Raw genomic sequence first — 20,693 nt, forward strand, 5'->3', positions numbered from 1 at the left:
TTTACAAGGCCGTCAAACTCACCAGCGGTAGTGGGCGAATGCCTTGTTGGCTTCGGCCATGCGGTGGGTTTCTTCGCGCTTCTTGATGGCGCCGCCACGGTTTTCCGAGGCGTCGATCAGTTCAGCAGCCAGCTTCTTCGGCATGGTGTTCTCACCACGCTTGCGCGCGGAGTCGATCAGCCAGCGCATGGCCAGGGCCATCTTGCGCGACGAACGCACTTCGACCGGCACCTGGTAGGTGGCACCACCGACGCGACGCGACTTGACTTCGACCGCCGGAGCGACGTTGTCCAGAGCCTTCTGCACCAGTTCAATGGCGTTGGCGCTGCTGTTCTTCTCGGTGATCACGTCCATGGCGCCGTACACGATCTTTTCGGCGACGGACTTCTTGCCGCTCTGCATGACCATGTTGATGAAGCGGGCGATGGTTTCGCTTCCGTGCTTCGGATCGGGCAGGACGGAACGCTGCGGAGTATTACCCTTACGCGACATAGTGCTCTCTCCTTATGCCTTCGGACGCTTGGCGCCGTACTTGGAACGGGCCTGGCGACGCTTGGCAACGCCGGCGGCGTCGAGCGAGCCACGAACGGTGTGGTAACGCACACCCGGCAGGTCCTTGACGCGACCGCCGCGGATCAGGACCACGGAGTGCTCCTGCAGGTTGTGGCCTTCACCACCGATGTAGGAAATCACTTCTTCCTGGTTGGTCAGGCGGACCTTGGCAACCTTGCGCAGAGCCGAGTTCGGCTTCTTCGGAGTGGTGGTGTAGACACGGGTGCAGACGCCACGGCGCTGCGGGCACTTGTCGAGCGCCGGCGAGGCACTCTTGTAGGTGGTCGCTTGCCGCGGCTTGCGGACCAGCTGGTTGATCGTCGCCATCAGTAGGTTCTTCTGATTGGTGGCCGGAAAATCCGACCAGAGATGCGGAAATGTTAAAGCAGGCCGAAATTCTGGCCTGCTGAGACAGACGATTGTAGCAACCTGCCAGGAAAGCAGTCAAACGCCTCCTGTCAAGCCCGTCCCTGATCCCGGGACGTTACTGGGGGGCCTCCATGTACCCCGTTCAGGTTGACAGGGTCGATCGCGGACGATCTCCCCTGCCCTTTCCCAATCCCATCGATGGACCGATGGGGTGGTCCGGCCTTGCGGCCGGACCGGCTACCTCATTCTTCGCCCAACGCCTGTTCAGCTTCGGCTTCAACCACCGGCGCCTCGACCGCGACCGGGGTACCGGCCAGGGTCTGCATTTCCGACTCGGTGAGACCGGAAGCGCCGCGACGGCGGTTGCTGTGGTACGCCAGGCCGGTACCGGCCGGAATCAGGCGACCCACGATGACGTTTTCCTTCAGGCCACGCAGGTTGTCCGAGGTGCCGCGGACGGCCGCTTCGGTCAGCACGCGGGTGGTTTCCTGGAACGAAGCGGCCGAGATGAACGATTCGGTCGCCAGCGACGCCTTGGTGATACCCAGCAGGACCGGATCGAAGTGCGCCGGCAGCTCGTTGCGGGCCGACAGGCGCGCATTTTCCTCGATAACGCGCTGACGCTCCACCTGTTCGCCGTTCAGGAACTTGCTGCTGCCCTGATCGGTGATCTCGACCTTGCGCAGCATCTGGCGGGTGATCACCTCGATGTGCTTGTCGTTGATCTTCACGCCCTGCAGGCGGTACACGTCCTGGATTTCCTTCACCAGGTAGGCCGCCAGCGGCTCGACGCCCAGCAGGCGCAGGATGTCCTGCGGGCTCGGCTCGCCGTCCACGATGGTTTCACCCTTGGTGACATGCTCGCCTTCGAACACGATGACCTGGCGGTACTTCGGGATCAGCTCTTCGTGCTCCGAACCATCGGTGTCCTTGATGATCAGGCGCTGCTTGCCCTTGGTGTCCTTACCGAAACTGATGATGCCCGAACGCTCGGCCAGCACCGCCGGATCCTTCGGCTTGCGCGCTTCGAACAGGTCGGCCACGCGCGGCAGACCACCGGTGATGTCGCGGGTCTTCGACGCTTCCTGCGGGATCTTGGCGACGACGTCGCCCACGCCCACCGGGGCGCCGTCCTGCAGGTTGACGATCGAACGCGGCGGCAGCAGGTACTGCGCCGGCAGGTCGGTGCCCGGAATCGACAGGTCGTTGCCCTTGGCGTCGACGATGCGCACGATCGGGCGCAGGTCCTTGGCCTGGGTACCACGACGCTTCGGATCGGTGATTTCGCGCGAAGCCAGGCCGGTCAGCTCGTCGGTCTTCTCGATGACGGTGATGCCATCAACGAAGTCGATGAAGCGGATGAAGCCGGCCACTTCCGACACGATCGGGTGGTTATGCGGATCCCAGTTGGCCACGGTCTGGCCAGCCTTGATCGCATCACCGTCCTTGGACGTGATGGTCGCACCGTACGGCAGCTTGTAACGCTCACGCTCACGGCCGTGGGCATCGAGCACCGAGATTTCGCCCGAGCGCGACACTGCGACCAGCGAGCCGTTGGCATGCTCGACCGACTTGAGGTTGCTGAACTTGACCGAGCCGGTGGTCTTGACGGTGATGTTGTCGACCGCTGCAGCTCGCGACGCCGCACCACCGATGTGGAACGTACGCATGGTCAGCTGGGTACCCGGCTCACCGATGGACTGCGCGGCGATGACGCCGACTGCTTCACCGATGTTGACCAGGTGGCCACGGGCCAGGTCGCGGCCGTAGCAGCGCGAGCAGACACCGAACGCCGATTCGCAGGAGATGGTCGAGCGGACCTTGATGGTCTGCACGCCGGCATCTTCCAGCTTGGCTACCCAGGCTTCGTCGAGCAGGGTGTTGCGGGTGACGATCGGATCCTCGTCGTTGCCCGGCAGGAACACGTCCTCGGCAACCACGCGACCCAGCACGCGGTCCTTCAGCGGCTCGACCACGTCGCCGCCTTCCACGATCGGGGTCATGATCAGGCCTTCGGTGGTACCGCAATCCACCTCGGTGATCACCACGTCCTGCGCGACGTCGACCAGACGACGGGTCAGGTAACCCGAGTTCGCGGTCTTCAGCGCGGTATCGGCCAGACCCTTACGGGCACCGTGGGTGGAGTTGAAGTACTCCTGCACGTTCAGGCCTTCGCGGAAGTTCGCCTTGATGGGCGTCTCGATGATCGAGCCGTCCGGGCGGGCCATCAGGCCGCGCATGCCGGCCAGCTGACGGATCTGCGCCTGCGAACCACGCGCACCGGAGTCGGCCATGATGTACAGCGAGTTCATCGACTTCTGGTCGATGGTCTCGCCCTTGGCATTGACCACCTTCTCGGTACCGATGGTGTCCATCATCGCCTTGGCGATGCGCTCGTTGGTGCGCGACCAGATGTCGACCACCTTGTTGTAGCGCTCGCCGGCGGTGACCAGGCCTGACTGGTACTGCTCCTGGATTTCCAGCACTTCGGCTTCGGCCTCGGTGAGGATGCCCTTCTTCTCGTCCGGGATCAGCATGTCGTCGATGCCGATCGAGACGCCGGCGCGGGTCGCGTAGGCGAAGCCGGTGTACATCAGCTTGTCGGCGAACACGACCGTGTCCTTCAGGCCCAGCTGGCGGTAGCTGGAGTTGATCAGGCGGCTGATGTTCTTCTTGGTCAGCTCGGTGTTGGCCAGCGCGAACGGCAGGCCTTCCGGCAGGATTTCAGCCAGCAGGGCGCGACCGATCGTGGTGTCCACGATCGAGGTCTTGTTCTGCTTGTTGCCGTCTTCGTCGGTCACCACCTCGGTGATGCGGACCTTGACCTTGGCGTGCAGTTCCACCACGCGGTTGTCGTAGGCACGCTTCACTTCGGCGATGTTGGCGAAGGCCATGCCCTCGCCCTTCTTGTTTTCCAGCGAGCGGGTCATGTAGTACAGACCCAGCACGACGTCCTGCGACGGCACGATGATCGGCTCGCCGTTGGCCGGCGACAGGATGTTGTTGGTCGACATCATCAGCGCACGCGCTTCCAGCTGGGCTTCCAGCGAGAGCGGCACGTGGACGGCCATCTGGTCACCGTCGAAGTCGGCGTTGAACGCGGTGCAGACCAGCGGGTGCAGCTGGATGGCCTTGCCTTCGATCAGCACCGGCTCGAACGCCTGGATGCCCAGACGGTGCAGGGTCGGCGCACGGTTCAGCATCACCGGATGCTCGCGGATGACCTCTTCCAGGATGTCCCAGACTTCGGCTTCTTCGCGCTCGACCAGCTTCTTGGCGGCCTTGATGGTGGTGGCCAGGCCACGACGCTGCAGCTTGGCGAAGACGAACGGCTTGAACAGCTCCAGCGCCATCTTCTTCGGCAGGCCGCACTGGTGCAGGCGCAGGTACGGACCGACCACGATGACCGAACGGCCCGAGTAGTCGACGCGCTTGCCGAGCAGGTTCTGGCGGAAGCGACCCTGCTTGCCCTTGATCATGTCGGCCAGCGACTTCAGCGGGCGCTTGTTGGTGCCGGTGATGGCACGGCCGCGACGGCCGTTGTCCAGCAGCGCATCGACCGATTCCTGCAGCATGCGCTTTTCATTGCGCACGATGATGTCCGGCGCGCTCAGCTCGAGCAGGCGGCGCAGGCGGTTGTTGCGGTTGATGACGCGGCGGTACAGGTCGTTCAGGTCGGAGGTCGCGAAGCGGCCGCCATCCAGCGGGACCAGCGGGCGCAGGTCCGGCGGCAGCACCGGCAGCACGGTCATGACCATCCATTCCGGACGGTTGCCCGATTCCAGGAAGGCCTCGATCAGCTTGATGCGCTTGGTGAGGCGCTTGAGCTTGGTTTCCGAGCCGGTAGCGGCGATTTCCTCGCGCAGGCGGGTCATTTCCGACTGCAGGTCGATCGTGCGCAGCAGTTCGTACACGGCCTCGGCGCCCATGGCGGCGTCGAAGTCGTCACCGTGCTCCTGGCGGGCCTGCAGGTACTGTTCTTCGGTCAGCAGCTGGCGGCGCTCCAGGGCGGTCAGGCCCGGCTCGGTCACCACGTACGCTTCGAAGTACAGCACGCGCTCGATATCGCGCAGGGTCATGTCCAGCATCAGGCCGATGCGCGACGGCAGCGACTTCAGGAACCAGATGTGCGCGACCGGCGACGCCAGGTCGATGTGGCCCATGCGCTCACGGCGCACCTTGGCCAGGGTCACTTCGGTGCCGCACTTTTCGCAGACCACGCCGCGGTGCTTCATGCGCTTGTACTTGCCGCACAGGCACTCGTAGTCCTTCACCGGGCCGAAGATGGCGGCGCAGAACAGGCCGTCGCGTTCCGGCTTGAAGGTACGGTAATTGATGGTTTCCGGCTTCTTCACTTCGCCGAAGGACCACGAACGGATCAGGTCCGGCGAGGCCAGCGCGATCTTGATCGCGTCGAAGTCCAGCGTCTGGCGCTGCTGGTTGAAGAGGTTGAGCAGGTCTTTCATGGTGTTCTCCAGAAGGAGGAATGCTGTGTCGATGGGCTTTCAGTTGACTGCCAGCGGCGCGGCGGCGGAGGCCGCCGCGCCGGCATGGATCAGTTGTCTTCCAGTTCCATGTTGATGGCCAGCGAGCGGATTTCCTTCACGAGCACGTTGAAGGATTCCGGCATGCCCGCGACCATCTCGTGCTCACCGTCGACAATGTTCTTGTACATCTGGTTGCGGCCCTGCACGTCATCGGACTTCACCGTCAGCATTTCCTGCAGGGTGTAGGCCGCGCCGTAGGCTTCCAGCGCCCAGACTTCCATTTCACCGAAGCGCTGGCCGCCGAACTGCGCCTTGCCGCCCAGCGGCTGCTGGGTGACGAGCGAGTACGGACCGGTCGAACGGGCGTGCATCTTGTCGTCGACCAGGTGGTTCAGCTTCAGGTAGTGCATGTAGCCAACGGTGGTGTGGCGATCGAAGGCTTCACCGGTGCGGCCGTCGTACAGCTGGGTCTGGCCGCTGCTCGGCAGGTCGGCCAGTTCCAGCATGCGCTTGATTTCCGCTTCGGTGGCGCCGTCGAACACCGGGGTAGCCATCGGCACGCCGTCGGTCAGGTTGCGGGCCAGGCGCAGCAGTTCCTCGTCGCTGAACTGCGACAGGTCGACACGGTTGGCCACGTTGGTGTCGTCGTGGTTGTAGATGTCGTCCAGGAACTTGCGCAGGTCGGCGACCGCCGCCTGGGCTTCCATCATCGCCTGGATCTTGCGACCCAGACCCTTGGCGGCCCAGCCCAGGTGCACTTCCAGGATCTGGCCGATGTTCATGCGCGACGGCACGCCCAGCGGGTTCAGCACGATGTCCACGGTTTCGCCCGAGGCCATGTACGGCATGTCCTCGACCGGCACCACGTTGGAGACCACACCCTTGTTGCCGTGGCGGCCAGCCATCTTGTCGCCCGGCTGGATGCGGCGCTTCACGGCCAGGAACACCTTGACCATCTTCAGAACGCCCGGAGCGAGGTCGTCACCGGCGGTGATCTTGCCGCGCTTGTCGGCGAAGCGACGCTCGAACTCCTTCTCGTGCGCCTGGATCTGCTTCTGCGCGCGCTCGATGGCTTCCGAAGCGTCCTCGTCCTTCATGCGCAGGGCGAACCAGTCAGCCTTCTTCAGGCCGTCCAGGAAGGCGTCGGTGATCACGTCACCCTTCTTCAGGCCAGCGCCACCGTTGACCACCTTGCCCACGATCTGCGAACGCAGACGCATGTAGATGGCGGCTTCCAGGATGCGGAACTGGTCGTCGAAGTCCTTCTTGACGCGCTTGATTTCAGACTCTTCGATCTGGCGGGCGCGCTTGTCCTTCTCGATGCCGTCGCGGGTGAAGACCTGCACGTCGATGACGGTGCCGTCCATGCCCGGCGGAACGCGCAGCGAGCTGTCCTTCACGTCCGAAGCCTTCTCGCCGAAGATCGCGCGCAGCAGCTTCTCTTCCGGGGTCAGCTGGCTTTCGCCCTTCGGGGTGACCTTGCCGACCAGGATGTCGCCGGCACGGACTTCCGCGCCGATGTACACCACGCCGCTCTCGTCCAGGCGGTTCAGCGCCTGCTCGGAGACGTTCGGGATGTCGGCGGAGATTTCCTCCGGCCCCAGCTTGGTGTCACGCGCGACGCAGGTCAGCTCTTCGATGTGGATCGTGGTGTAACGATCCTCTTCCACCACGCGCTCGGAGAGCAGGATGGAGTCTTCGAAGTTGTAGCCGTTCCACGGCATGAACGCGATCAGCATGTTCTGGCCGAGGGCCAGTTCGCCGATGTCGGTGGACGGACCGTCGGCCAGCACGTCGCCGCGGGCGATGACGTCACCGACCTGGACCAGCGGACGCTGGTTGATGCAGGTGTTCTGGTTCGAACGGGTGTACTTGACCAGGTTGTAGATGTCCACGCCTGCGTCGGTGGCGCCAACGATCTCTTCCTCGTTGACCTTGACCACGATGCGGGCCGCGTCGATCTGCACGATCTCGCCGCCACGGCGGGCGTTCACGGTCACGCCCGAGTCGCGCGCCACGGCGCGCTCGATGCCGGTACCCACCAGCGGCTTCTGCGCACGCAGGGTCGGCACGGCCTGACGCTGCATGTTGGCGCCCATCAGTGCGCGGTTGGCGTCATCGTGCTCCAGGAACGGAACCAGCGCAGCCGCGATCGACACGGTCTGCATCGGCGAGACGTCCATGAAGTGGACTTCCGCCGGCGGCTTCAGCAGCGATTCGCCCTGGAAGCGGCACGGAACGAACTGCTCGGTCAGCACGCTGTCGGCATTGGTCAGGGCGTTGGCCTGCGCAATGACGTACTCGTTTTCTTCGATCGCCGACAGGAACTCGACTTCGTCATAGACCTTGCCGTCCACGACCTTGCGGTACGGGGTCTCGAGGAAACCGTACTGGTTGGTGCGGGCATACACGGCCAGCGAGTTGATCAGGCCGATGTTCGGGCCTTCCGGGGTTTCGATGGTGCAGACGCGGCCGTAATGGGTCGGGTGCACGTCGCGCACTTCGAAGCCGGCGCGCTCACGGGTCAGACCGCCCGGGCCCAGGGCCGAGACGCGACGCTTGTGAGTCACTTCCGACAGCGGGTTGTTCTGGTCCATGAACTGCGACAGCTGCGAGGAGCCGAAGAACTCCTTGATGGCAGCGGCGACCGGCTTGGCGTTGATCAGTTCCTGCGGGGTCAGGCCTTCCGACTCGGCCATCGACAGGCGCTCCTTGACCGCGCGCTCGACGCGGACCAGGCCGACGCGGAACACGTTCTCGGCCATTTCACCGACCGAACGCACGCGACGGTTGCCCAGGTGATCGATGTCATCGACCACGCCGCGACCGTTGCGGATCTCGGTCAGGACCTTGATCACGTCCAGGATGTCGGAGCTGTCGCCGTGGGCAGCGACCAGGCGCTTGGACTCTTCGTCGTTGCGCTCACCGAAGTACTTGCTGTCGTACAGCACGGCTTCGCCGGTGGTTTCCTTGCGGCCCACGCGACGGTTGAACTTCATGCGGCCGACCGCGGACAGGTCGTAGCGCTCGAAGGTGAAGAACAGGTTGTGGAACAGGTTCTGCGCGGCATCCTTGGTCGGCGGCTCGCCCGGACGCATCATGCGGTAGATCTCGACCAGGGCTTCCAGCTGGGTCTTGGTCGGATCGATGCGCAGGGTGTTGGACAGGTACGGGCCACGATCCAGGTCGTTCACCCACAGGGTGCCGACCGCATCGACGCCGGCCTTGCGGAAGGCCTGCAGCTGCTCGTCGGTGATCTCGTCGTTGGCCTGGGCCAGCAGTTCGCCGGTCGAGGCATCGACCACGTCGTGCGACAGGATGCGGCCGACGATGTAGTCGTCCGGCACGGCCAGGGCGGCGATGCCCGAGGCTTCCAGCTGCTTGATGTGGCGCGCGGTGATGCGCTTGCCGGCTTCCACGATGACCTTGTCGCCGTCGGCGAGGTCGAAGCCCAGGGTTTCGCCACGCAGGCGCTCCGGCACCAGCTCCAGCTGGACGCCTTCATCCGGGTTGATGTGGAAGGTGTTGATCTCGAAGAACTCGGCCAGCATCTCTTCGTTGCTGTAGCCGAGCGCGCGCAGCAGGATCGACACCGGCAGCTTGCGGCGACGGTCGATACGGGTGAACAGCGCGTCCTTCGGGTCGAACTCGAAGTCCAGCCAGGAGCCGCGGTAAGGAATGATGCGGGCGCTGTACAGCAGCTTGCCCGAGCTGTGGGTCTTGCCACGGTCGTGGTCGAAGAACACGCCCGGCGAGCGGTGCAGCTGCGAGACGATGACGCGCTCGGTGCCGTTGACGATGAAGGTGCCGTTCTCGGTCATCAGCGGGATTTCGCCCAGATAGACCTCCTGCTCCTTCACGTACTTGATGGCCTTGGTCGACGACTCACGGTCGTAGATCACCAGGCGCACGGTCACGCGCAGCGGGGCGCCGTAGCTCATGCCGCGCTGGCGGCACTCACGCTCGTCGAAGACCGGTTCGCCCAGCTTGTAGCCGACGTATTCCAGGGCAGCATTGCCGCTGTAGCTGGCGATCGGGAAGACCGACTTCAGCGCAGCGTGCAGGCCGTGGTCCGTGCGCTTGGCCGGATCGACGTTTTCCTGCAGGAATTCACGATAGGAATCCACCTGGATGGCGAGCAGGAACGGCACTTCGAGAATCGAGCGCTGCTTGCCGAAATCCTTGCGGATACGCTTTTTTTCGGTGAACGAATAGGACGTCATGAGGTCTTCCACCTTGTTGTGCGGATCGTGCGCCCACGATCCGAAGGGAACTTGAAATTGTCAGTTGGAAGTCGCTGGTATTGCCGGCACCAGCACGCCTTCTCCCGCTACTTCCAACTGCCAACTCGTCTGCTACCACTCCCCCGCTGCCGCGCCGTGCGCTGGCCTGCCGGGGTTTGACTGCAGCCCGTGTTGGGCTTTTTCCTGCTTTTGAAACAGTCGACTAACAGTCGACCCTACCGGTACCGCAACAACGACCAAAGGCCGGGGGCTTACGCCCCCAGCCTTGGCTGCATCGCCGTGAATCGGTGACGATGCAAGGTAACTGCTTACTTGACTTCGACAGTCGCGCCAGCAGCTTCCAGGTCCTTCTTCATCTTCTCGGCGTCTTCCTTCGAAGCGCCTTCCTTCAGGACGCCACCGGCTTCGGCCAGGTCCTTCGCTTCCTTCAGGCCCAGGCCGGTGATGGCGCGGACGGCCTTGATGACCTCGACCTTCTTCTCGCCGGCGGTCTTCAGGGTGACGGTGAACTCGGTCTGCTCTTCAACAGCAGCGGCCGGGCCAGCGGCAGCAGCCACGGCAACCGGAGCAGCGGCGGAGACGCCGAACTTCTCTTCGATGGCCTTGACCAGCTCCATCACTTCCATCAGGGACTTCTCGGCGATGGCGTCGACGATCTGTTCGTTGGTAAGGGACATGATTAATACCTTTGGATGATTTTCTGGGTTGAGGTTCCGTCAGGAACCACGGTAAGTCGAAACTCAGGCGGTCTCGGCGGCCGGCTCGGCAGCGTCGGCGGCGACATCGCCACCCCCCTGCTTCTCGCCAACGGCCTTGATGGCGCGGGCAAACATCGTGACCGGCTCGGTCAGGACGCGGGCCAGCATGGCCAGGGCCTGGTCGCGGGTCGGCAGCGAGGCCAGCACTTCGACGTGGCTTGCCGGGAACACTTCGCCACCGATGGCGACGACCTTAGCCTTCAGCTTGTCGTTGCCCTTGGCGGCTTCCTTGATCAGGCGACCGGCAGCGCCGGGCTCCTCGAGCGAGAACGCGTACAGCAGCGGACCAACCATCTGGTCCTGGGCGACTGCGAACTCGGTGCCTTCAACGGCGCGCGAAGCCAGGGTGTTCTTGACAACCTTCAAGAAAACACCGGTTTCACGAGCCTGCTTGCGCATCGCGGTCATCTGGGCGACCGTGGTGCCAGCGTATTCGGCTGCGATCAAGGAGTGGGCCTTGGCGGCGACGTCTGCCAGCTCGGCGACTACTTCTTGCTTCTGGGACAGATTGAGAGCCATTGCACTCCTCCTATTGAACTCCGCTTACGGCTCCTGCCGTGTGCGGTCCTGTGCGGCATCCGTCCTGGACGCCGGGAACATCGGGATGATGTTCCGGGGGTGGGCCGTTCTAGACCTGGAGTGGGCCAACCTGGGAAACCCAGACGTGCGTGAACCAGAAAAACTCCAGAAGGGCACCATCTACGCAGGGTGATTCCGGGGAATCGATTAAGCGCTCATGACTGCTCCGGCGGCGACTCCTTGCCAGATCGAGCTTCCGTGCCCGTCGCCGGTATTGCCACGACCGCGCCTGCGGTCTTTGACGGCTACCGCAGGCGATGCACTGCCAGCGATGCCTTCAAATGTCACGGTCACGGCACCGAAGGTACCGTGACCGCTTGAAACAATTACTTCAGGGTCAGCGACGACTGGTCGACGGTGACGCCCGGGCCCATCGTCGAGCTGACCGAAACCTTCTGCAGGTAGGTGCCCTTCGAGGTGGCCGGCTTGGCCTTGATCAGGTCCAGCAGCAGCGCGGTCAGGTTCGACTTCAGCGCGTCTTCGGCGAAGTCGGCCTTGCCGATGGTGCAGTGGATGATGCCGGCCTTGTCGGTGCGGTAACGGACCTGACCCGACTTGGCGTTCTTCACGGCTTCACCCGGGTTCGGGGAAACAGTGCCGACCTTCGGGTTCGGCATCAGGCCGCGCGGGCCCAGCACGGTGCCCAGCTTACCGACGACGCGCATGGCGTCCGGGGTCGCGATGACGACGTCATAGTTCAGATCACCGGCCTGCATCTTCTCGGCCAGATCGTCCATACCGACGGCTTCGGCGCCAGCGGCCAGGGCTTCATCAGCCTTGGCACCGGCCGGAGCGAACACGGCGACGCGGACCGACTTGCCGGTACCGGCCGGCAGCACGGTGGAGCCACGGACCTGCTGGTCGGACTTCTTCGCATCGACGCCCAGGCGCACGGCAACGTCGATCGACTCGACGAACTTGGCCTTGGTGGCGGTCTTCAGGATGTTGATCGCGTCCTCGAAGGCGTACGCCTTGCCCGGAACGACGGCGGCCTTGATGGCCTTCTCACGCTTGGTCTGTGCCATCTTATTAACCCTCCACCACGAGGCCCATGGAACGGGCAGAGCCAGCGATGGTACGCACGGCGGCGTCCAGGTCGGCGGCAGTCAGATCCGGTTCCTTCGCCTTGGCGATCTCTTCCAGCTGCTTACGGGTGACCTTGCCGACCTTCTCGGTGTTCGGGCGCTTGGAGCCCGACGAGATGCCAGCGGCCTTCTTCAGCAGGGTGGTAGCCGGGGTGCTCTTGGTGATGAAGGTGAACGTACGGTCCGAGTAGGCCGTAATGATCACCGGAACCGGCAGACCCGGCTCGAGCTTCTGCGTGGCAGCGTTGAACGCCTTGCAGAATTCCATGATGTTCAGACCACGCTGACCCAGCGCAGGACCGACCGGCGGCGAGGGGTTGGCCTGACCGGCCTTCACCTGCAGCTTGATGTAACCGACAACTTTCTTTGCCATGTGAGTGCTCTCCGGGTGCTAGCGCCTTTCGACAACAGGCTCCCCATCGGACCGGGAATCACGCGTCCCGGCATCGCGTTTTGAAATCATGCTGAAGGCCACCTAGCGGCGGCCTCGTTCTGCTGGCTTTCCCAGCAGGGAGCCGCGCACTATAACAGGTTTTTTCTTCACATGCCTGAAGCGGCAGGTAAACGAACGAAACCGGGCCAGGCCCGGTTTCTGGTCCGACGCCGAGCCATGCTCGACGCTACAGACAGGTCAGACGGCCTTTTCGACCTGGCCGAACTCGAGCTCGACCGGGGTCGCACGACCGAAGATCAGCACCGAGACGCGCAGACGGCTCTTCTCGTAGTTGACTTCTTCGACGACGCCATTGAAATCATTGAACGGACCGTCGGTGACGCGGACCATCTGGCCCGGCTCGAACAGCACCTTCGGACGCGGCTTCTCGACACCTTCCTGAACGCGGTTCAGGATGGCCTCGGCCTCGGAATCGGCGATCGGCAATGGACGATCGGCAGTACCGCCGATGAAGCCCATCACACGCGGGGTTTCCTTGACCAGGTGCCAGCTTTCGTTGTCGATGCGCGGAATACCGGCTTCTTCGTGGGTCTCGATCTGGACCAGCACGTAACCCGGGAAGAACTTGCGCTCGGAGCGGCGCTTCTGGCCAGCGCGCATCTCGACCACTTCTTCGGTCGGGACCAGGACGTCGCCGAAGCGCTCTTCCATGCCGTCACGGACGATGCGATCGCGCAGGGCCTGCGCCACCGACTTCTCGAAGCCCGAATAGGCGTGAACGACGTACCAACGCTTCATGCAATTCTCCTTAGCGGCTCAGGAACCACTGAGTCAGTTTCTGGATCAGGAAGTCGAAGCCACCCAGCAGCAGGCTGAGGATGAGCACCACGACGATCACGACCCAGGTCATGCGGATGGCTTCCTGGCGCGTCGGCCAGACCACCTTGCGCAGTTCGAAGCGCGACTCGGAGAGGAATTCGCGGGTGTCGCGCCCCTTGCCGGTCAGCATGAACACGCCGATACCGCCAACCAGACCGACCACGACCGCCAACGCACGCACCTGACCCGCCCACGCACCCAGCTGGGCGGCGCGACCGGAGTCGGCGGAGAACCAGAACCAGACGAACAGACCGGCCAGCACCAGCAACGATGCGGCGACATACTTGACGATATCTCCACCATTGGCGGAGTTGTCCTTGGAGTGTTCGATCTTGCTATTCATCCGGCTGTGTCTGCTTTAGCGGCGCAGGCCGCTGGGTAAGGTGGGCAGATGGCACGCCAGGAGGGACTCGAACCCCCAACCTGCGGTTTTGGAGACCGCTGCTCTGCCAATTGAGCTACTGGCGTACGTCGAAAACTTGCCTTCCCTTAGACGGCGAAGGCGGACCGAGGTTCCCGGCCCGCCATTCGCGTAACCGGCGGCGCTATGCAACCACCGGTACTGCAGGCTTACTCGATGATCTTCGAGACCACGCCGGCGCCGACGGTACGGCCGCCTTCGCGGATGGCGAAGCGCAGGCCTTCGTCCATTGCCACCGGGTTGATCAGGGTGACGACCATCTTGACGTTGTCACCCGGCATCACCATTTCGACGCCTTCCGGCAGCGCAGCTGCGCCGGTGATGTCGGTGGTGCGGAAGTAGAACTGCGGACGGTAGCCGTTGAAGAACGGGGTGTGGCGGCCGCCTTCGTCCTTCGACAGGACGTACACTTCGCCTTCGAACTTGGTGTGCGGCTTGATCGTGCCCGGCTTGGCCAGCACCTGGCCACGCTCGACGTCGTCACGCTTGGTGCCGCGCAGCAGCAGGCCAGCGTTGTCGCCTGCCTGACCCTGGTCCAGCAGCTTGCGGAACATTTCAACGCCGGTCACGGTGGTCTTCTGCACCGGACGGATGCCGACGATTTCGATTTCGTCGCCAACCTTGATCACGCCGCGCTCGATACGACCGGTCACCACGGTGCCGCGGCCCGAGATCGAGAACACGTCTTCCACCGGCATCAGGAACGGCTTGTCGATCGCACGCTCCGGCTCCGGAATCCAGCTGTCCAGCGCGTCGACCAGCTTCAGGATGGCCGGCACACCGATGTCGCTCTGGTCGCCTTCCAGCGCCAGACGGGCCGAACCGGCGATGATCGGGGTGTCGTCGCCCGGGAACTCGTACTTGCTCAGCAGTTCGCGCACTTCCATCTCGACCAGCTCGAGCAGCTCGGCGTCGTCGACCATGTCGGCCTTGTTCAGGAACACGACGATGTACGGCACGCCGACCTGGCGCGACAGCAGGATGTGCTCACGGGTCTGCGGCATCGGGCCGTCAGCGGCCGAGCACACCAGGATCGCGCCGTCCATCTGGGCGGCACCGGTGATCATGTTCTTGACGTAGTCAGCGTGGCCCGGGCAGTCAACGTGGGCGTAGTGACGGATCGGGGATTCGTATTCGACGTGCGCGGTCGAGATCGTGATACCACGAGCCTTTTCTTCCGGCGCGGCGTCGATCGAGGAGTAGTCCTTGAACTCGCCACCGAAGCGCTCGGCACCGATCTTGGTCAGTGCGGCGGTCAGCGTGGTCTTGCCGTGGTCGACGTGACCGATGGTGCCGACATTGACGTGCGGCTTGGTGCGCTCGAACTTACCCTTGGCCATGGCTGCTTATCTCGAATTCGTCTGAGAGGTGATGCTTAAGATGGTGCTCACGAAAGGAATCGAACCTTCGACCTCTTCCTTACCAAGGAAGTGCTCTACCGACTGAGCTACGTGAGCCGAGTTTTGCATTATGACATGAACTCGATAAGATTCAAAGTTCATTCAATGGAGCGGGAGACGGGAATCGAACCCGCACCATCAGCTTGGAAGGCTGCGGTTCTACCATTGAACTACTCCCGCGCCGGGAATGTCACAACGTGAAACTGGTGGAGGGAGGTGGATTCGAACCACCGAAGGCGTAAGCCAGCAGATTTACAGTCTGCCCCCGTTGGCCGCTTGGGTATCCCTCCTTACCACCCCACTCCGTTGCCGCCGAAGCGTTGCGGTGTGTGGTGGTGAGCCGCTTATTCTGCTGATGGGACGGGGGGCTGTCAACGCTTTTTTCCATCTTTTTCACACGTTGTCGCAAACCCATTGATACGCAAGGTTATTGACCGGGGACCGGCAGGGTCTCGCTGGCGAAAATTGCGACATGGGGGACTCCGTCGGCGCCGATCCAGCCCCGATACATGCCCTGGGTGTTGAACGGCGTGGCCATTCTGCCGTCCGCGGCAAGCACGATCGCACCACCGTCGCCGCCCATCTGCGGAATCGTCTCGTTGATCACGCCCTTGCCGGCCTGCTCCGGGCTCTGCCCCTGGTAGCGCATGCGCGCACAGATCTCGTGCGCGGCCGCGGTGCGGATGTAGTACTCGCCCCAGCCGGTGCCCGACACCGCACAGCGCGCATCGGCCCAGGTGCCGGCGCCGATGATCGGCGAGTCACCCACCCGGCCATAGCGCTTGTTGGTCATGCCGCCCGTGGAGGTGCCGGCGGCCAGCTGCCCCTGCGCATCCAGCGCGACCGCACCGACGGTACCGAAGTGCTTTGCGGTCTCCAGGTCGGCATGGGCCTGGCCATTGACCTCTTCCTTAAGCGCGCGCTGCAGCTGCTGCCAACGCTTCTCCGTGCGGAAGTAGGAGGGATCAACCAGAGCAATGCCCTGCTCCACCGCGAAGGCTTCGGCACCCTGCCCTACCATCATCACGTGCCTGGACTTCTGCATCACGGTCTGCGCCAGCAGGATCGGGTTACGCACCCGCTGCACGCCGGCCACCGCACCTGCTGCCTGGGTGGCACCGTCCATCACCGCCGCATCCAGCTCGTTGTGGCCGTCATGGGTGAACACTGCGCCCTTGCCAGCGTTGAAGGTCGGATCGTCCTCCAGCACGGTGATTGCCGCAGTGACCGCTGCAAGCGCCGGACGACCGGCCGCCAGTTCGGCATGGCCTTTCAGCAGTGCGGCGCGCAACGCATCGCGCGCAGCCTTCTCTTCGGCCGGCGACAGGTCCTTGCGTTCGACGCCGGCGCCGCCATGGATGACCAGCAATGGCGACGCAGCCGGGGCGGCCTGGGCGATCAATGGAAAGGACAGCAGCGCGGACAGCGCCAGGCGCAGTTTCATCAGGTACGTCTCCAGCAGGACAAGGGAATGGATTGCAGGGTAGCGCCGGCCGCTGGCCGCAAGGGGTGCATCAGCTCAGGGAAAGTGAGTTGCCGGCCAGCGGCCGGCGCTACCGAAGCGTGAACTCGATCTGGCCGTCGCTGATGTCGGCCACGGCCTGGTAGTCGGCCTCGGCCTGGAAATCGTCCAGGCGCATACGGCTGCCACTGGCGACCACGGTCACCGGAACGGCATGGAAGCGCAATGGTTCGCCCTCGACCAGGCGATCGGCATCACGACCGGGGCTGACCACCCAGACCTTGCCCTCGCCATCAGCGCTGTAGACCTGGGCCTGGCCATCGGGCTCCACGCACAGGGCGGTGTCCTCATCAACGCCGATGCCGACGATGTCAGGGTCGCCGCTGTCCTGCGCGGCGCGTGCCACGAACACGATGAGGCGGCCAAGGCGGTCACGCTTGTCGAAATGGGTGTCGGTGACCACGCGCTGCAGGTAGGGCATCTGCAGGAAGCCACTGTCCATGGTGACTGCGCTGCCCATCGGATCGGCCAGCGCACCGGCCGAGCTGATGCTGCCGCCATCCATGGCGCCATAGGCATAGCCGCCGAGGATGGCCAGGCCAGCGCTGGTACCGGCAATCGGCTTGCCGGCGCGTACATGGGCGTTGAGCGCGCGGTTGAGTGCGGTGCCCTTCCAGAAGCGGATGTAGCGCGACTGGTCGCCGCCGGCAATGAAGATGGCATCGGCCGCAGCGACCACGCGCAGCACGGCTGGATCATCGGCACCGCGGCGGCTGTCGAAGACCAGCGTCTGTACCGCGGTGGTGCCGCCGATCTCGCGGTACAGGCGGTCCTGCAGTTCATTGCCACCGGAGGCACGCAGGATCAGTACACGGCCATTGCCTGCCTGCTTCAACCACCACTGGAAGGCATCCGGCACCCACTCGCCACCGCCCATCAGCATCATCGCGGATGCACGCGGCCCGGGACGTGGGGCCTCAAGGTCGCCGACCTCGTAGTAGGAAAAGCCCGGGCCCTGCAGATCCTGCGCGGGCGCGGCCGACGGCCAGGCCAGCATGAGCAGCGCCAGCCAGGCAACAGGGGTACGCAGGGTCCGGTGAACGCGTCGCATCTTGATCTCCCTGAACAAAATCGACTTGCAAGCGTTTTCACTCTTTGCCAGATAGGGACCCAGTAGTCAAGGACATAAAAAAGGCGTTAAATGCGCGCGCCCATTCCGGAAATCTGAATGGGGGACAGGCCCCTCCTCTGCGGGCCGGCTTCATTTCCGAGAATTCCTCATGCGTAGAAAGGCGATGGCGTGGTCGATCCAGCTAGCGTTGATGGGTGTGGCTGCTTCCGCGGCCGCCCAGGCTCCGACGTCCTCTCCGGTACAACAACTGGACGCGGTGCAGGTCACCGGTTCGCGCATTCCGCGCGCCCAGGTGGAAGGCCCCGCCCCGATCACGGTGATCAACGCCGAACAGATCCGCTCCAGTGGCTTCACCAGCGTGCCGGACGTGCTGCGTGCGATGACCCAGAACGGCGGTGAGACGCAGAGCCAGCAGTCTTCCAGCGGCGCCGACTTCTCGCCGGGTGCCCAGCAGGTGGACCTGCGCGGCCTGGGCCCGAACCACACGCTGGTGCTGGTCAATGGCCGCCGTATCGCCGACTTCCCGATGCCGTTCAAGGGCCGCAGCAACTTCACCGATGTCTCCAACATTCCGCTGGGGATGATCGAGCGCATTGAAGTACTGACCGGCAGCGCCTCGGCCATCTATGGATCGGACGCGATCGCCGGCGTGGTCAACTTCATCCTGAAGAAGAAGGCCGACGGCACCACGATCGACATGCGCATGGGCACCACCACTGAAGGCGGTGGCGAGTCGTTCGACATGAGCATCGCCAGCGGTTTCAGCCGTGGCAACTTCAACGCGGTATACAGCGTCGAACTGCAGTCGCAGACGCCGCTGTGGGCCTATGAGCGCGACATCCAGGACTCGACCCAGGACGGCCCCACCGAGGGTTCGCGCATCGCGCGCCGTGCGTACCTGCGCACCGACTACAACGATGACTATCTGGACCCCGGCGCCGCCACCTGCGAAGCGCTGTCCGGCCAGAACCAGGGCAGCACCTACCGCGCCTACCGCCCGAAGTACGGCTACTACTGTGGCAGCGACAGCTCGATCGGCTACGGCACCATCCTCAGCAAGCGCCGCGGTGCCAACGGCTACGCGTCGTTGAGCCATGACTTCGACAATGGCCAGCAGTGGTTCGCCGACGTGCAGCTGGGCTACCACACGATGTCGCTGATGCGCGACGTCACCAAGTGGGGCCGCATGGACGCCAACGGCGATGAGTCGGGCTACTTCAACAACGAAGCCACCGGCGAGATCGAGTTCTGGCAGCGCCAGTTCTCGCCCGAGGAAATGGGTGGCCTGCGCAATGCCATGGTGCGCAGCACGCAGAAGACCTTCAGCGTGACCACCGGCTTCAAGGGCAACCTGGCCGGCAACTGGGACTACGAAGCGGCATTGAGCCATTCGCAGTACCAGTCGCGGATCAGCTGGGCGCAGATCATCGCCGCCAAGGCCAATGACCTGTTCCTCGGCCCGCAGCTGGGCGTGGATGACGACGGTTTCCCGATCTACAACGCCGACCCGTCACGCCTGTACCGGCCGCTGACCCGCGCCGAGTACGATTCGATCGCCGCGCGTACCACCTACACGCCGAAGTCGCGCACGGAGACGGCGGCATTCACTCTGACCAATTCCGCGCTGTTCGGCCTGCCCGGCGGTGACGCCGGTTTCGCCGCGACCGTGGAAGTGGGCCAGCAGGCGTACTCGCTCAATCCTGATCCGCTGGCGACCCAGTACTACTATTACAGCTGGAAGGATTCGGACGGCCAAGGTTCGCGCAACCGCTGGGCTACGGCGGCCGAGCTGCGCATGCCGCTGCACGAAACGGTCAACCTGAGCGTGGCCGGCCGCTACGACCAGTACCGCTATGCCGGCCACACCATCGGCAAGGCGACCTGGAGCGGTGGCCTGGAATGGCGCCCGATCGACACGCTGCTGGTGCGCGGTTCGTATGGCACCGCGTTCCGTGCGCCGGACCTGCACTATGTATTCGCCGGCCCGGGCAACGATGAGACCACCGCCGAAGACCTGTACAGCTGCCGCGCCGACGGCGCCACCGACTGCGCCGACTACGAGCGCAACCTGATCCGCAGCCGCACCGGCAACCGCCAGCTCGACCCGGAAACCAGCACCTCGTGGAGTGCCGGCTTCGTCTGGTCGCCGGCCGTCGGCCTGGACCTGTCGGTGGACTGGTTCGACATCGACATGCGCGACCAGGTGCAGGACATGGACGTGCGCACGATCCTGGCCAACGAAGCGAACTGCCGCCTGGGCAGCGCCGACATCACCTCGCCGACCTGCGTGGATGCACTCGCCCGCATCACCCGCAGCAACGACGGGCGCCTGTATGGCGTGCGCGTGGCGCCGATCAACGTCGCCCGCGAATCCACCTCCGGCATCGACGTCGGCCTGCGCTACCGCCTGCAGACGGGCATCGGCGACTTCATCTTCAACGGCACCCACACCTGGGTGAAGAAGCATGACTTCCAGCGCTACCCGGGCGACCGCACCGAAGACCAGTTCGCAGTGAACAGCGGCTTCGACATCCCACGCACCAAGACCAGCCTGAGCGTGACCTGGGAAAAGGATGCGTGGTCGGCAACGGTGTACGGTTCGCGCCTGGGCAAGCTGCCGACCTCGGACAGCTACGACCAGGTGTTCGACTGGGACAGCGGCGACAGCCCGTACGTGAAGGCGACCTATCGCTACAACGCCTCGCTGCAGTACCGCTTCGACGACCACTCGCGCCTGTCGCTGTCGGTGGTCAATGTGTTCAACAAGATGCCGCCGAAGGACCGTACCTACACTGCATACCCGTACTACGACGTGTCCTGGTTCGACAGCGTGGGGCGCACGATCAACCTGCAGTACACCCACAAGTTCGGTGGCAGCGCGCTGTAAGCGCCCGGCCAGCACAGATACAGGAGACCCCCGCTTCGGCGGGG

General features: G+C 64.0%; 14 protein-coding genes and 4 tRNA genes. 1 reads left to right on the top strand and 17 read right to left on the bottom strand.

Annotated elements, in window-relative coordinates; genetic code table 11:
• Positions 1 to 18 precede the first annotated feature (18 nt).
• From rpsG to VG556_RS20620, 17 genes are all read right to left on the bottom strand, one after another.
• Positions 19 to 492 (bottom strand): 30S ribosomal protein S7, encoded by a 474-nt coding sequence (rpsG, locus tag VG556_RS20540; RefSeq protein ID WP_004145321.1) that lies wholly within the window; start codon positions 490 to 492, stop codon positions 19 to 21.
• A 12-nt stretch (positions 493 to 504) separates the two neighbouring features.
• Positions 505 to 879: a 30S ribosomal protein S12 gene (rpsL, locus tag VG556_RS20545; RefSeq protein ID WP_004145320.1), complete on the bottom strand. Its 375-nt coding sequence runs from the start codon at positions 877 to 879 to the stop codon at positions 505 to 507.
• A 284-nt stretch (positions 880 to 1,163) separates the two neighbouring features.
• Entirely contained in the window at positions 1,164 to 5,387 is a 4,224-nt protein-coding gene (rpoC, locus tag VG556_RS20550; RefSeq protein WP_049405436.1) for a DNA-directed RNA polymerase subunit beta', read from the bottom strand.
• A gap of 89 nt (positions 5,388 to 5,476) precedes the next feature.
• The gene (gene rpoB / locus VG556_RS20555; RefSeq protein WP_014036099.1) at positions 5,477 to 9,631 is read right to left on the bottom strand and encodes a DNA-directed RNA polymerase subunit beta; all 4,155 of its coding nucleotides are present in this window, start codon (positions 9,629 to 9,631) and stop codon (positions 5,477 to 5,479) included.
• Between the two features lie 329 nt (positions 9,632 to 9,960).
• On the bottom strand, positions 9,961 to 10,329 hold the full coding sequence (gene rplL / locus VG556_RS20560) for a 50S ribosomal protein L7/L12 (RefSeq protein WP_014646047.1): 369 nt from the start codon (positions 10,327 to 10,329) through the stop codon (positions 9,961 to 9,963).
• A gap of 63 nt (positions 10,330 to 10,392) precedes the next feature.
• The gene (gene rplJ / locus VG556_RS20565) at positions 10,393 to 10,929 is read right to left on the bottom strand and encodes a 50S ribosomal protein L10 (RefSeq protein ID WP_010480377.1); all 537 of its coding nucleotides are present in this window, start codon (positions 10,927 to 10,929) and stop codon (positions 10,393 to 10,395) included.
• A gap of 386 nt (positions 10,930 to 11,315) precedes the next feature.
• Positions 11,316 to 12,014: a 50S ribosomal protein L1 gene (gene rplA, locus VG556_RS20570; RefSeq protein WP_014646045.1), complete on the bottom strand. Its 699-nt coding sequence runs from the start codon at positions 12,012 to 12,014 to the stop codon at positions 11,316 to 11,318.
• 4 nt (positions 12,015 to 12,018) lie between these two features.
• Positions 12,019 to 12,447 carry a 50S ribosomal protein L11 gene (rplK, locus tag VG556_RS20575; RefSeq protein ID WP_004145248.1) on the bottom strand — a complete coding sequence of 143 codons (429 nt, stop codon included), beginning with the start codon at positions 12,445 to 12,447 and terminating at the stop codon, positions 12,019 to 12,021.
• 258 nt (positions 12,448 to 12,705) lie between these two features.
• On the bottom strand, positions 12,706 to 13,266 hold the full coding sequence (nusG, locus tag VG556_RS20580; protein ID WP_004154362.1) for a transcription termination/antitermination protein NusG: 561 nt from the start codon (positions 13,264 to 13,266) through the stop codon (positions 12,706 to 12,708).
• A 10-nt stretch (positions 13,267 to 13,276) separates the two neighbouring features.
• Entirely contained in the window at positions 13,277 to 13,690 is a 414-nt protein-coding gene (gene secE, locus VG556_RS20585; protein ID WP_014646044.1) for a preprotein translocase subunit SecE, read from the bottom strand.
• Between the two features lie 49 nt (positions 13,691 to 13,739).
• A tRNA-Trp gene (locus VG556_RS20590) sits at positions 13,740 to 13,815 on the bottom strand.
• 102 nt (positions 13,816 to 13,917) lie between these two features.
• Positions 13,918 to 15,108: an elongation factor Tu gene (tuf, locus tag VG556_RS20595; RefSeq protein ID WP_014036096.1), complete on the bottom strand. Its 1,191-nt coding sequence runs from the start codon at positions 15,106 to 15,108 to the stop codon at positions 13,918 to 13,920.
• A gap of 41 nt (positions 15,109 to 15,149) precedes the next feature.
• Positions 15,150 to 15,225, bottom strand: a tRNA-Thr gene (locus tag VG556_RS20600).
• Between the two features lie 49 nt (positions 15,226 to 15,274).
• A tRNA-Gly gene (locus VG556_RS20605) sits at positions 15,275 to 15,348 on the bottom strand.
• Positions 15,349 to 15,372: 24 nt separating this feature from the next.
• Positions 15,373 to 15,458: transfer RNA gene (locus tag VG556_RS20610), tRNA-Tyr, on the bottom strand.
• Positions 15,459 to 15,595: 137 nt separating this feature from the next.
• Positions 15,596 to 16,612 (bottom strand): isoaspartyl peptidase/L-asparaginase family protein, encoded by a 1,017-nt coding sequence (locus VG556_RS20615; protein ID WP_100449372.1) that lies wholly within the window; start codon positions 16,610 to 16,612, stop codon positions 15,596 to 15,598.
• A gap of 109 nt (positions 16,613 to 16,721) precedes the next feature.
• The gene (locus tag VG556_RS20620) at positions 16,722 to 17,741 is read right to left on the bottom strand and encodes a cyanophycinase (protein WP_100449380.1); all 1,020 of its coding nucleotides are present in this window, start codon (positions 17,739 to 17,741) and stop codon (positions 16,722 to 16,724) included.
• A 169-nt stretch (positions 17,742 to 17,910) separates the two neighbouring features.
• Between VG556_RS20620 and VG556_RS20625 the strand changes: the two genes are divergently transcribed.
• Positions 17,911 to 20,649, top strand: a complete 2,739-nt coding sequence (locus VG556_RS20625) for a TonB-dependent receptor plug domain-containing protein (RefSeq protein WP_100449371.1) — start codon at positions 17,911 to 17,913, stop codon at positions 20,647 to 20,649.
• Positions 20,650 to 20,693: the final 44 nt, after the last annotated feature.

This window comes from Stenotrophomonas sp. CASM106, assembly GCF_049384825.1.
GTDB lineage: Bacteria > Pseudomonadota > Gammaproteobacteria > Xanthomonadales > Xanthomonadaceae > Stenotrophomonas > Stenotrophomonas muris.

Coding starts and splice junctions, on each gene's coding strand:
- rpsG (WP_004145321.1), bottom strand. CDS start 492: ATGTCGCGTAAGGGTAATACTCCGCAGCGTTCCGTCCTGCCCGATCCG.
- rpsL (WP_004145320.1), bottom strand. CDS start 879: ATGGCGACGATCAACCAGCTGGTCCGCAAGCCGCGGCAAGCGACCACC.
- rpoC (WP_049405436.1), bottom strand. CDS start 5,387: ATGAAAGACCTGCTCAACCTCTTCAACCAGCAGCGCCAGACGCTGGAC.
- rpoB (WP_014036099.1), bottom strand. CDS start 9,631: ATGACGTCCTATTCGTTCACCGAAAAAAAGCGTATCCGCAAGGATTTC.
- rplL (WP_014646047.1), bottom strand. CDS start 10,329: ATGTCCCTTACCAACGAACAGATCGTCGACGCCATCGCCGAGAAGTCC.
- rplJ (WP_010480377.1), bottom strand. CDS start 10,929: ATGGCTCTCAATCTGTCCCAGAAGCAAGAAGTAGTCGCCGAGCTGGCA.
- rplA (WP_014646045.1), bottom strand. CDS start 12,014: ATGGCACAGACCAAGCGTGAGAAGGCCATCAAGGCCGCCGTCGTTCCG.
- rplK (WP_004145248.1), bottom strand. CDS start 12,447: ATGGCAAAGAAAGTTGTCGGTTACATCAAGCTGCAGGTGAAGGCCGGT.
- nusG (WP_004154362.1), bottom strand. CDS start 13,266: ATGAAGCGTTGGTACGTCGTTCACGCCTATTCGGGCTTCGAGAAGTCG.
- secE (WP_014646044.1), bottom strand. CDS start 13,690: ATGAATAGCAAGATCGAACACTCCAAGGACAACTCCGCCAATGGTGGA.
- tuf (WP_014036096.1), bottom strand. CDS start 15,108: ATGGCCAAGGGTAAGTTCGAGCGCACCAAGCCGCACGTCAATGTCGGC.
- VG556_RS20615 (WP_100449372.1), bottom strand. CDS start 16,612: ATGAAACTGCGCCTGGCGCTGTCCGCGCTGCTGTCCTTTCCATTGATC.
- VG556_RS20620 (WP_100449380.1), bottom strand. CDS start 17,741: ATGCGACGCGTTCACCGGACCCTGCGTACCCCTGTTGCCTGGCTGGCG.
- VG556_RS20625 (WP_100449371.1), top strand. CDS start 17,911: ATGCGTAGAAAGGCGATGGCGTGGTCGATCCAGCTAGCGTTGATGGGT.